Consider the following 12610-nt stretch of genomic DNA (forward strand, 5'->3'; position numbering starts at 1 on the left):
GGTGAATTCAACACTGTGAACATAGAAGGGAAAAGCGGCTATAAGGTGTTTGGCTGTCAACCAGGAAGTGACAATGAATCCCTTCGAAGATATGCGTATTTTTTGCCAGGTGATGGACTCTGGAAGCTTCACGGCTGCCGCCGATCAACTGGGGCTGTCCAAGCAGTTTGTCAGCCGTCGCTTGATGCAACTCGAAGAGCGCCTGGGCGTGCGCCTGCTCAATCGCTCGACCCGGCGACTGGATGTCACGCCGCTGGGGCAAAGCTATTACGAGTCAGCCTTGCGCCTACTCAGTGAAGTCGAACAAGTGGAGCAGGGCATCGCCGGCCAGACCACCGAGCCACGCGGGACCATTCGTGTGAGCGCTCCGCTGTCGTTCGCACTGGCGCATCTGGGCTGCCTGTTGCCGGTGTTTTTGCAGCGCTATCGCGACGTGACGGTGGAGATGGATTTGAGCGATCGGCCTGTGGATTTGCTGGGTGAGGGATACGACCTGGCGTTGCGCATCGGCACGCTCGAGGACTCGACCTTGATTGCCCGACGGATCGCGTCGATCCAGCGGGTGTACTGCGCCAGCCCCGGGTACCTGGCCGAGCGCGGCACACCGCTCAAACCTGAGGATTTGCACGGTCATGACTGTCTGCCGTACGGCCATGGCCGACAGGTGCAATGGCGTTTTGCGGGGCAGGGCAAGCCGCTGACGATCAATGTCACGGGGCGGATGCGGGTCAACAACGGCGAGGTGCTCAGGGATGCGGCTATCGCCGGCCTGGGGATCACGTATTTGCCGGCGTTCATCGTCGGCTCGGCGTTGAAGGATGGACGGCTGGTGGAGGTACTGGAGGATTTGCGCCCCGAGCCGCTGACGTTATCGGCGGTGTATCCGCAGCATCGTCAGAGTTCGCGGCCGGTGCAGGTGCTGGTTGAGTTCTTGCGCGAGGCGCTGGATCAGTCTGAGGGTGGGTTGCAAGGATAGGGTTCACACAATCTACTGTGGGAGCGGGCTTGCTCGCGAAGGCGGTGGGTCATGGGACATTGATGTCGACTGACACACCGCCTTCGCGAGCAAGCCCGCTCCCACAGGGGTTTTGTGTTGTTTGGGGATCAGTAGGAATCAGCTCCTTTTGTCATCGCCGGGTTGGGCATGGACACCACGGTTGTCGCCGGGCTCGCCATTGGCATGAACGCCACGGTCATCGCCGGGCTCGCCATTGGCATGGACACCACGGTCATCGCCGGGCTCGCCATTGGCATGGACACCACGGTCATCGCCGGGCTCGCCATTGGCATGAACGCCACGGTCATCGCCGGGCTCGCCATTGGCGTGGACGCCATGGTCATCCCCCGCTTCATCATGGGTGCCGTTGCGTCCTGAGGACGAGGCCGTTCCGGAGTGGCTCGAACCGCTGTTGGCACTGCCATGGCCGCTGTTGCTGCCATGGTCGCCGCTATGGCCGCTGCCGCTGTTGCCGCCACTGCCGCTTCCGCCGTGACTACCGCCGCCGCCGCCACCATTACCGCCACCGCCGCCTCCATTGCCACCGCCGCCACCTCCATTACCGCCACCGCCACCACCACCACCGCCTCCATTGCCGCCGCCACCGCCTCCATTGCCACCACCACCGCCTCCACTGCCGCCACCCCCACCGCCACCGCCACTACCCCCCTCCTTGGCCTGAGCACTGGATACCCCGGACAGGTTGTCCGGAATCAGTACGGTAGACGCCGACAGAACCGCGCCAATAGCTACTGCCAGTAAAAGCTTATTGATGTGCATGTCGTTCTCCGTCTTCTTGTTTGAGCCTGGAACGTTGATGAAGCTTGCAACGTGCTGCTTTTTCCCATGGGAACCTGTTAAACACCTCGGCAGGTTGATTTATTCAGTTTGATGGTTGAAGAAATGCAACGGACAGCGCGGCCCTGTTCCAAAAGTCAGTGAATACTCGAGGCCAGTTCGAAAATCGGGATATACATCAGGATCACGATCACCCCGATCAACAGGCCGATGAAGGTCATGAGCAAGGGTTCGAACAGCCGCACGAACCATTCGATCCAGCGGCTGATTTCTTCGTCGTAGAAGTCGGCGCTGCGCTCCATCATCTGCCCGAGGTTGCCGGACTGTTCACCGGCGCGCAGCAGGCGCAGGGACACGGGGGTCACCAGTTGATTGAGCTCCAGCGCGGTGGACAACGATTGCCCTTCGCGCACCCGTTCGCAGGCCTGGTCCAGCCGGCCGCGGGAGGCGACGGTGAGCAGGTTGCGGACCATGCCCATGGCGGTGACGAGGGGAATGCCGCCTTGCAGCAGAATGCCCAGGGAACGGTAGAAGCGTGCCAGCTCATACATGAAGATGCGCTGGTGCACCGCGGGGAGTTTTTCGATCACCCGGTCCAGCCCCCGCCGAAAGGCCGGTTGGCGCTTGAGCAGGACGAGGGCGACGATGATGGCCAGCAAGCCACCGAAGAATTCGCCCTGGTGGGCGTGAAGGAACATGCCGCTGCTCATCAGGATCTGCGACAACCAAGGCAGGTTCGACCCAAGCCCTTCGAACACCAGGCTGAAGCGCGGCACTACGTAGCCCATCAGGAACAACACCACGCCGCCGCCCACTACCAGCAACAGCATGGGGTAGATCGACGCGCTGATGATCTTCTGGCGAACCTCGTCCATGCGCTGTCGATAGCTGACATATCGGCCCAGGGCATCGCCGACGGCGCCGGTCTTCTCGCTGGACTGCACCAGCGCCACGTACAAAGGCGGGAAAATGGCCGACAACTGGCCCAGGGCCTGGGAAAACGATTTGCCCTCGTAAAGCAGGCGCACCAGCTCGCTCAGGGTTTTGCGGGCTTGCGGCGCGTTTTCCTTTTCCGCCAGGCTTTCCAGCGCATCGATCAACGGCAGGCCGGCGTTGAGCAAGGTGGTCAGCTCCTGGCTGAACAATACCAGGTTGAACGTCTCGCGCCTTTGCAGGCGCAACGCGCGCCAATGTCGCTCGGCGTGCAGGCTGACCACCCGCAGGCCTTGGTCCTCGGCGATGCGCCTGGCTTCGCTTTGCCCCGGCGCATCGACGGTCATTGAGACGACACCGGCCTTGCCGACGGCTTTGAGATGAAAGCGCATGGTCGCCATATCCGTCAGTTCCAGTTGGTGACTTCGGCGTTCTCGCCTTCGCCGCCGGGTTGCCCGTCCTTGCCCATGGACAACAGGTCGTACTCGCTGTTTTCACCGGGATAGCGATAGCTGTAGTTGTGGCCCCAAGGGTCTTGGGGAAGTTTTTTCTGCAGGTACGGGCCGGTCCAGCGCGGTTCGTCGGCGGGGGCCGTGACCAGCGCCTGCAAACCCTGTTCGGTCGACGGGTAATGGCCGACCTCCAGGCGGTAAATGTCCAGGGCTTTGCTCAAGCCTTCTATTTGTGCCTTGGCCACTTTCACTTCGGAACGGCCCAGTTGGGCGAAATACTTCGGCGCGACGATGCCAGCCAACAGCCCCAGCACCACCAGCACCACCAACAGTTCGAGCAGGGTGAATCCGTTTTGGGATCGCCGGGCATAACGCAGATGCTGATTCATGATGACCTCGCACGGTAGGCAGCAGTGTTGCCAGTTGCCATGTAGTAGTTGTCATTCAACAGCATGCAATTGCCATGCTCATGCTTGGTGATCCTTCTGCACCCCCCGTGCTACGGGCCTTCTCACTTACGGCACAGTGCTTGCGTATGGCTGTTGCACGACTGGCCATTGGGGCATTACCCCCATTTTTCGGGGCCGGGAAGGGGAGGTCTAACAATGAAATCACTCACCACCGGGTTGCTGGGTCTGCTGGTCTTGACCGGCGCCGCACAGGCCGATGTGTTTGTTTCCGTGGACGCCAATGGCAGCTACGTCCTGTCCAATGTCCACCGCCCCGGACGCCACTATGAACGGGTGATCCGTGAACCCGATGCGCCGGTCGTCAGCCTCGACCAGCAACCGCAGATGATCGCCGCGCAACCCTACGCCGAACTGGTGGCGGCGGCGGCCACGGCCAACGAACTGCCGGCGGCACTGCTGCACGCAGTGATCAAGACCGAGTCGAGCTACAACGCCCGCGCTACCTCACCCAAGGGCGCTCGCGGACTGATGCAGTTGATGCCCGACACCGCCCGCGAAATGGGTGTGACCAACGTCTACGACCCCAAGGCCAACATCCAGGGCGGCGCCCGCTATCTCAAGCGCCTGATGACGATGTTCGACAACGATATCCGCCTCGCCGTAGCGGCCTACAACGCCGGGCCGCAAGCGGTGCTCAGCCGTGGCAACGTGGTCCCGCCGTTCGCCGAAACCCAGCGTTATGTGCCCAACGTGCTGAACCAGTATCGGCGTTTGCAGGGGTTGTCCGCGGATGCGCCGCTGTGATCGAAACCGCGGTGGCGATTTTCCCCAATAGTGGGGAATTGTGGCCCCGGCGAAAAAGTGGGGGATTGGGTGGGGAATATCCCCCCCGGATTATTAAGTATTAGTTATAACTTACTGAATAATAACGTTATTTTTTGTGGCATGCGGATTGCTCTCGACGATTTGTCGTGAAGTTTTCCCTGCAAACCCGTAGCGAGGCCCGAGACCATGGTCGGTATATCCCACGCCCCGTCCCTGATTAATTTGCTGCTGTTGGTGACTTCGATGCTCGGTATCGAGATTGCCAGCGCAGCTGCACGTTGCGAGCGCAACCTGGTGGCCAACGTCGTGGCGTTCGATCAGCCGCTGATGTTCAACCGCCTGGGGGCGCAAAACGTCAACGGCATGATGTTCGCGCTGCGTCGCGATGTGGTCGATGACCATGACATTTCCCTCGCCCAAGGGGGCGCAGCAGTGCCGGGCAAGGTTTCCCTGCGGCCCGACAAGCGCCCGCGTCCGCTGGTGTTGCGCGTGGCTGCCGGCGATTGCCTGACCGTCAATCTGCAGAACCTGCTGGCCTATCAGGCCAACCCGGGCAGTCATGAAGCGTTTGAGCAAGAGGGCGAGCAAGAGGGTGGCCAGGGCGGCAATGCCGAAGCCTTCAAGGCCGATGAGCAGGTGGCTGACCGTCATGTCGGTTTCCAGGTCAACGGCCTGCAGGCCGTCAACAGCATCGATGACATCGCCTCCTATACCGGGCGCAACGCCAACAGCCTCGTCGCCCCCGGCAGCAGCCGTTCCTACACGTTGTACGCCGAACGCGAAGGCGCGTTCGACGTCAGCAGCCGTGGCGCGACCTTCGGTGGCGAGGGCGCGGCGGGCAACAACGCCAACGGGCTGTTCGCCCAGGTCGTGGTCGTGCCCAAGGGCGGGCGCACTTACCGCAACACCCTGACCGAAGAAGAAATGCGCCTGGCCAGCACCGGACGTACGCCGGCCGGCCAGCCAATCGTCGATTACCAGGCGCGCTACCCGCAGCGCGAGCCGTGGATTCGCGAAGGCAAGGCCGGTACGCCGATCATCAATATGGTGGACGGCAGTGAGATCATTTCCGGCGAAAGCGACGCGATCGTGATGGGCAGCAACGCCGACGGCAGCTTCCCGCCCTCGACCTATCCGCTGGAAGCCATGGGCAAGCGCAATCCGGCGCTGCCGAACCGGCTGGAGCCGTTCCGCGATTTCGCTTCGCAGTTCCAGGATGAAACCGCCGTCACCCAAGCCTTCCCGGCGTACTTTGCAGACCCGGTGATGGGCCATGTGCTGGAGCCGACCCGCGACTCGTTCATGATCAACTACGGCTCCGGCGGCATGGGCGCCGAAGTGGTCGCCAACCGCCTGGGCGTGGGGCCGATGCACGATTGCCTGTCCTGCGCTTATGAAGAGTTTTTCCTCAGCTCGCACACCGTGGGCGACGTGGCGATGCTGGTGGACGTACCGGCCAACGCCGGCCTGGAAAACATTCGTCCAGGCGAGGTGCCGCGTGCCGATCAGGTCGGGGTCAAGGCGACCATGGCGCTCTATCCGTCGGAACCGTCCAACGTCAATCACAGCTACATCGGTGACTTCGTCAAGTTCCGCAACACCCACAACGGCTACGAACACCACATCTTCCACCTGCACGGGCATCAATGGCTGTACAACCCGAACGATGACAACACCGATTACCTGGACGCCCAGGGCATCGGCCCGGGCTCCGGCTACACCTATGAAATCGCCAACGGTGGTTCGGGTAACCGTAACCGCGTAGCGGGCGATGCGATCTACCACTGCCACTTCTACCCGCACTTTGCCCAGGGCATGTGGGCCATGTGGCGGGTGCACGATGTGTTCGAAGAAGGCACCCGGCTCGAAGTGTCCCAGCAGGGTGCAGACGGCTTCCACAAACAACCCTATGCGCTGCGCAACGGCAAACCGGCGGCCGGTGCGCGGGCCTTGCCCGATGGCGAAATCATCGCCGGTACGCCGATCCCGGCGGTCGTGCCGTTGCCCGGCAAAGCCATGGCTCCCATGCCGAGCAAGGTCGTCGTGGTGCCGAAAATCGGCCAGACCCTGATAGCCGCTGGCGAAGATGATGACGGCGGCAATGGCGGTGCCGGCGGTACCCAGGCCATCGGCTCGCTGGCGCTGGTCGATCGCAGCGAAGCCAACCGCAACGCCGACGGCAGCCTGAAAAACCCCGGTTTCCCCTTCTGGATCGGCGGCATGGAAAGTTCGGTCGGCCAACGCCCGCCAACCCCACCGCTGGACATGCTCGACGCTGCCAAGGCCCAGGCGCTGAAAACCAGCGGCAACGGCCTGTGGGCCAACCTCGACCCGAACCAGTCCGGTGGCTGGGACGGTGGCCTGGGGCGCCATGCGCTGGACGGCGTGTCGGCCGGTGGCGAGGCGCACACGGTGACCACCTCGCTGGACTTCTCCAAGGAAGTGAAGCGGGCCAAACCGATTTACCTACCGGAAGAGGGGACCGAAGTCGAACAGGCAGCCATGGCCTTCCACGCCAAAAAGGACCACCCCAGCTTTGCCGTGCTGCCGGGCAAACAGGTGGTTGCGCGCAACTTCCGCACCAATGGCGCCTTGCCGATTGCCGGTGCGCCGTTCTACGAGCCCTGCATGGATGATCGGGCCAAACGCCTGACCAGCAGTGCCGGCAGCGGTGAATACCATAGCGGCGAGCGCATCGACGGCATGTCCTTTACTGGCTCCTCGACTTTCACCGCCGACCGCCCGCGCATCTACAAGGCGGCCAATATCCAGTTCGACGCGGTGTACAACAAGGTCGGCTACCACTTCCCGCAGGCACGCATCCTCGCGTTGTGGGAAGACGCCTGGCCGGTAATCACCAAGCAGCGTCCGCCGGAACCGCTGGTGATGCGCATGAACACCTTCGACTGCGTGCAGTACCAGCAAACCAACCTGGTGCCGGCCACCTATGAGATGGACGACTATCAGGTGCGCACCCCGACCGATGTGATCGGCCAGCACATTCACTTGCCGAAGTGGGACCTGACGTCCGCCGATGGTTCGTCCAACGGCTGGAACTACGAGGACGGCGTGCTTTCCCCGGGTGCCGTGGTGGAACGCATCCATGCCATCCGCGCGTTCAACCAGTGCCAGGGCACCGACCCGCGTGACGGCACGCCCGCCTGCCCGGTGGCCAAGGCGCATCCGTTCTTTGGTCAATATGGCCGGGCGGACTGGATGGGCGCGCGCACGGCGATGCAGCGCTGGTTCATCGATCCGGTGATCAACACCAAGGGTGTCGACCGTGGCCTGGGGACCATTTTCACCCACGATCACCTCGGCCCGTCGACTCACCAGCAGATCGGCCTGTACGCCACCGTGCTGGCCGAACCCGCCGGTTCCACCTGGTTCCACGCCGAAACGGGCGAGCCGTTGTACAGCGGCGCGCGCTCGGACGGCGGGCCGACTTCTTGGCAGGCGGTGATATCGACCGGTGACCTGGACAACGACGGCAAGAACGACAGCTTCCGTGAGTTCTTCCTGGAGTACAGCGACTTCCAGCACGCCTACGAAGCCGGTGTGTACGTCGGCGCCGGCCCCAATGGCGTGCCCAATCCGCAGGCGTTCCCGGCGACATCCGACAGCTTCCGCTATGCGATCAATCCGCCCGTGCGCAACAACGCCGGCAACCTGCTCGAGTCGGTGGTCGAGGCCCGTGGCGGCATCAAGCCTGGCTGCCCGAGCCGGCCATGTCCGCAAGCGATCTCGGTGGATGACCCCGGCATGTTCGTGGTCAATTACCGCAACGAACCCCTGGGCCTGCGGGTGTTCGACCCGAACAAGGTCGGCCCGGACGGCAAGCGCGGCATGCAGGCCGACGGCCTCGGCGGCGACCTGTCGTTTGCCATGCAAAGCCGTACCGACCGTGCGATCCCTGCGATGAACCTGGCGCCGAACCTGGTGACTTCGGCCACCGGCCCGACCGGCGGCACTACGCGGTTCCCGCCACACATCAACCGTGGCGGTGCGGAACCGGGCGACCCGTTCACACCGATGCTGCGCACCTACACCGGCGACAACGTGCGGTTGCGGGTGCATGCCGGCGGCCATGAAGAGGAGCACAACGTCACCCTGCACGGTGTGAAGTGGCTGCAAAGCGGCACCGGCTATGGCAACAGCTCCAACTCGGGCTGGCGAGCATCGCAAATGGTCGGGATTTCCGAGCAGATGGGCTTCATTGCACCGGTGTCGATGCTCTCCAGTTCCGCAGCGACCACGGGTGACTATCTGTACTCGATGGATGCCTCGATCGAAGGCTACTGGAACGGCATCTGGGGCGTGATGCGCAACTACACCGCGCAACGCAGCGATCTGTTCGCGCTGCCGAACAACCCGAAACCGGCGGGCACGCGCAACACCGTGGCGTTTGACGGCACTTGTCCGCGGGTCGGCGCCAACCCGAACGGCATTGGTACCAGGCCCACCGTGCAGCGCAACTACGAGGTCGTGGCGGCGCTGGCCAACGACATCCTGAGCAATCCGCTGGGGTTGTCGATCGGTGACCCCGAGGGGCTCGGCCAGCATGTCGGCGGGCCGTTGAATCCGGCGGGCGGTACCCTGGTGTTCAACTCGCGGACCGTGAGCATTCCCCGGGTGACGGTGACCGATCCCGAGGACGGCGAAACCATCACCATCGGTGGCCAGAGCGGGCCGATCCATGACCCGACCGCGATCCTGTACGTGCGCAAGGCCGACCTCGACCCGAGCACGGGCAAGCTCAAGCCGGGGGTGCCTGTCGAACCGCTGGTGCTGCGCGCAGCGGCCGGGGACTGCATCAACATCACCCTGGAGAACCGTCTGCCGAGCGTGATGCCTGACCTGGCCCAGACCGCCATCCTGCAGGGGCTGGTCAAGCGCAATCGCAATGACGGCAACGGCTCGACCACCTTCAACAACAACCTGCTGCGGCCCTCCAGCCATGTCGGCCTGCATGCGCAATTGCTGGCGTACGACGTCACCAAATCCGACGGCGCCAACGTCGGCGTCAACCCGATCCAGACCGTGCCACCGCGGGTCGGCAACAGTGGTGCCTACCCGACCCGTACCTACCAGTACTACGCCGGGCACCTGGAGCGTGAAGGCAAACCGGTGACCCAACTGGGCCGCAACGTCGACAACATCAACGCCACGGCGGTGGAGTTCGGCGGCCTGAATTTCACCCCGGCGGATGTGATCAAGCAGCCGCAAAAAGGCCTTGGCGGTGCAATGAGTGTGCTGCCGGTCGGCGCCACCTGGGTCGAAGACGCCAAGCGTGCCTCGGCCACGGTCACGGCGACGGGGCAGGCGGTCTACCGTGACTTCGCGATGGTCTGGCAGCGTGCCTTGAACCTGCGCTGGGCGAATGGACGGCCGGTGGAAGGCATCGCCTCGGAAGGCATGGGCGTGCCGAACGATCCGAAGGACAACGCCGGCATGGCCATCAACTACAAGACCGAGCCCCTGTGGTATCGCTTCGGTCTCGCTCCGGATGCACCGTTCGGCCGCGCGGACGGCTCTGGTTATGGTGACGTGCCCAACGCCCACATGGCCTACAGCAACGCATTGGTGGGCGGCGATCCACAAACGCCGGTGTTCTACGTGAAACCCGGGCAACCATTCCGCACCCATGTGCTGATGCCGACCGGCGGCAGTCGCGGCTCGACCTTCCAGCTCGACGGTCACCTCTGGTCGGTCAATCCGTACCTGGCGGAGAAGAGCGATGTCGACGGCTATCCGATGTGGACCCCCGGCGTCGGTTCGGTGCGGTTCGGCCTGAACCCGATGTCGATGTACATCGGCGCACGCGAAAGCGTGCTGCCGGCCGCCCACTTCAGCGCCATGCACCCCAGCGCCGGTGGCAGCAATGCGATTGCCGGGGATTACCTGTTCCGTGACAACGCGTCCTTCGGCAACACCGCCGGTCTGTGGGGCTTGCTGCGGGTCACGAATGAACCGACAACGGCACCGACACCGTAGGAAAGGACAGTAACGCAACACCTGTGGGAGCGGGCTTGTGTGGCGAGGGGGCTTGCCCCCGTTCGGCTGCGAAGCAGTCGTAAAAAACGCTACATGCGGTGTGTCAGGCGGATGCAATTGTGGATTTAGGGGGGGCCGCTGCGCAGCCCAACGGGGGCAAGCCCCCTCGCCACACAAGCCCCCTCACCACATGAGTGACCAAAAGGGACAGGTAGGTTCTGAAGAGGAGATGCGACATGGACAGGACCATCAAATTCGTTGGCAGCGCGCTGATCGTCGGCATGGCGCTGATCGGGATCGGCGTGTGGCGAACCGCGCCTGCGAACATGCTCAGCGAGGTCGCCTTGCCCGACACCTGGGGCGACCGGACGCTGGAGCGTGACGGGATCTCGGTGGTCCTTGATGTCAAGCCATTGGCCGAGGACGGCGTATTGCGTGAGGGCGGCTTCGCCGATGTGCAATTTCGCGTGACGGACAAAGCCTCGGGCCAACCCTTGTCCGGCGTTGCGCCGGGCGCCTGGCTCGACCCGCAAGCGGTCGCCGCCGACCAGGCCCAGGGCCGTGACAAGAGCTGCAAGTCGCGGGTCGGCACCTTCCTCAAATCGAACATCGGCGCGCGCCCCTTGCTCGATCTCAACAGCTACTTCCTGCTGGTGATGAACCGTGACGCCAGCGTCTCGGTGATCGATCCGTCGGTGTCTGTCGGCGGCATCACCAGCACCCTGGCGCGCATTGAGCTGAAACAGCCGCCGATGGACTGGGTGACGCCAAAAGACAACAAACGGGTGTTTGTCTCGATGCCCGCCGCCGGCGAGGTGGCGGTGATCGACAGTCAAGCGTTCAAGCTGATCGACTCGGTGGTTGCCGGCAGCCATCCGGTGCGCGTGGCGCTGCAACCGGACGAACGCCTGCTGTGGGTCGGCAACAACGCCAAGGCCGACGGGCAATCCGGGGTCACGGTGATTGACGCCGCCAGCCTCAAACCCCTCAAGCACCTGGCCACCGGGGCCGGGCACCACGAAATCGCTTTCAGCAAGGACAGCCGTTTTGCCTTTGTCACCAACCGCGACGATGGCACGGTGAGCATCGTCGACATCGCCAGCCTGAGCATCAGCAAACAACTCAAGACCGGTTCGCACCCATTGTCGGTGAAGTATTCGCCGTTGTCCGGCGCCGCCTATGTGGCCGATGGCAAGGATGGCACGGTGACCGTCGTCGATGGCAACAGCCAGTCGGTGCGTCGGGTGATCCGGCTCAAGCAGGGCCTGGGCCCGATGGGCTTCAGCGCCGACGGTCGTTTTGGCATCGTGCTCAACACCCTGGAGAACCAGGCCGCGGTGATCGACACCGCCAACGACGCGTTGATCCATGAACTGAACGTCTCCGCCGAGCCCTGGCAAGTGGTGTTCACCAAGGCCTATGCCTACGTGCGCGGGCTGGCTTCGCCGAAAGTCACGATGATCAACCTGGCCTCCCTCGGCGAGGGCCGCACGCCGATCATCCAGGGGTTCGAGGCCGGACCCCAGGCACCGCGGATGGTCGGTGACCTGCCACTGGCGTCGAGCCTGGCGGTCTCGCGGGACGACAACGCGGTGTTCGTGGTCAACCCGGTGGACAACACCACCTACTTCTACGCCGAAGGCATGAATGCGCCGATGTCCGGCTACCCCAATCGCGGGCAAGTGGCGCGGGCAGCACTGGTTATTGACCGCAGCCTGCGGGAAATCGAGCCGGGGCTTTACAGCTCGCGGGTCAAGCTACCGGCGGCGGGGCGTTTCGACGTGGCGTTCCTGCTCAACCAGCCGAACATCATCCACTGCTTCAGCACCCTGGTGGAGGAGGACAAGCGGCTCGACCAGCACCGTGGGATGCCCAGGGTGGAGTTCATGCTCGACAAGTCCACCGCTGACCTGGGCAGTCCGTACCTGGTGCGCTTTCGCATCGTCGAGGGCAAGCAGAAGGCGCAGCGCAGCGGGGTCAAGGATGCTCAGGTGCGCTACTTCCGCGCCCCGACCTCGCGACCACAGGAGGTTGCCGCGCAGGAAGTCGCCGACGGTGTGTATGAAGCCCCGGTAACCCTCGACCAGGACGGTGCCTGGTACCTGCACGTGCGTGCGGCGTCCCTGGGCTCGAGTTTCGATGACAAGACCTTTGCCAGCGTCCGGGTCGTACCCGGCGATACCCACTAAGAGGAAACTGAC

Annotated in this window: 7 protein-coding genes; 4 read left to right on the forward strand and 3 right to left on the reverse strand. The window is 63.5% G+C overall.

Going from position 1 to position 12610, the window contains the following annotated elements:
• Positions 1-73: 73 nt before the first annotated feature.
• Entirely contained in the window at positions 74-976 is a 903-nt protein-coding gene (locus ACEN83_RS10575) for a LysR family transcriptional regulator (protein ID WP_495580222.1), read from the forward strand.
• A gap of 138 nt (positions 977-1114) precedes the next feature.
• Here ACEN83_RS10575 and ACEN83_RS10580 read toward each other — a convergent pair whose 3' ends face one another.
• The 3 genes from ACEN83_RS10580 to gspG form a co-directional block, all read right to left on the reverse strand.
• Positions 1115-1777: a hypothetical protein gene (locus ACEN83_RS10580; protein WP_495580223.1), complete on the reverse strand. Its 663-nt coding sequence runs from the start codon at positions 1775-1777 to the stop codon at positions 1115-1117.
• Between the two features lie 155 nt (positions 1778-1932).
• A complete protein-coding gene (locus ACEN83_RS10585) occupies positions 1933-3120 on the reverse strand; it encodes a type II secretion system F family protein (RefSeq protein ID WP_033048091.1) in 1188 nt (395 codons plus the stop codon).
• A gap of 14 nt (positions 3121-3134) precedes the next feature.
• A complete protein-coding gene (gene gspG, locus ACEN83_RS10590; RefSeq protein ID WP_007977211.1) occupies positions 3135-3569 on the reverse strand; it encodes a type II secretion system major pseudopilin GspG in 435 nt (144 codons plus the stop codon).
• 216 nt (positions 3570-3785) lie between these two features.
• On the opposite strand from gspG, the gene ACEN83_RS10595 reads away from it, so the two are divergent.
• From ACEN83_RS10595 to ACEN83_RS10605, 3 genes are all read left to right on the forward strand, one after another.
• A complete protein-coding gene (locus ACEN83_RS10595) occupies positions 3786-4394 on the forward strand; it encodes a lytic transglycosylase domain-containing protein (RefSeq protein ID WP_007977214.1) in 609 nt (202 codons plus the stop codon).
• A gap of 207 nt (positions 4395-4601) precedes the next feature.
• The gene (gene mnxG / locus ACEN83_RS10600; protein ID WP_495580224.1) at positions 4602-10409 is read left to right on the forward strand and encodes a manganese-oxidizing multicopper oxidase MnxG; all 5808 of its coding nucleotides are present in this window, start codon (positions 4602-4604) and stop codon (positions 10407-10409) included.
• 236 nt (positions 10410-10645) lie between these two features.
• Positions 10646-12598 (forward strand): YncE family protein, encoded by a 1953-nt coding sequence (locus ACEN83_RS10605; protein WP_495580225.1) that lies wholly within the window; start codon positions 10646-10648, stop codon positions 12596-12598.
• Positions 12599-12610: the final 12 nt, after the last annotated feature.

The organism is Pseudomonas sp. Pseusp49 (assembly GCF_059491875.1).

Bases quoted from the DNA above. Each gene is read 5' to 3' on its own strand.
- ACEN83_RS10575 (WP_495580222.1), top strand. From the start codon at position 74: ATGAATCCCTTCGAAGATATGCGTATTTTTTGCCAGGTGATGGACTCT.
- ACEN83_RS10580 (WP_495580223.1), bottom strand. From the start codon at position 1,777: ATGCACATCAATAAGCTTTTACTGGCAGTAGCTATTGGCGCGGTTCTG.
- ACEN83_RS10585 (WP_033048091.1), bottom strand. From the start codon at position 3,120: ATGCGCTTTCATCTCAAAGCCGTCGGCAAGGCCGGTGTCGTCTCAATG.
- gspG (WP_007977211.1), bottom strand. From the start codon at position 3,569: ATGAATCAGCATCTGCGTTATGCCCGGCGATCCCAAAACGGATTCACC.
- ACEN83_RS10595 (WP_007977214.1), top strand. From the start codon at position 3,786: ATGAAATCACTCACCACCGGGTTGCTGGGTCTGCTGGTCTTGACCGGC.
- mnxG (WP_495580224.1), top strand. From the start codon at position 4,602: ATGGTCGGTATATCCCACGCCCCGTCCCTGATTAATTTGCTGCTGTTG.
- ACEN83_RS10605 (WP_495580225.1), top strand. From the start codon at position 10,646: ATGGACAGGACCATCAAATTCGTTGGCAGCGCGCTGATCGTCGGCATG.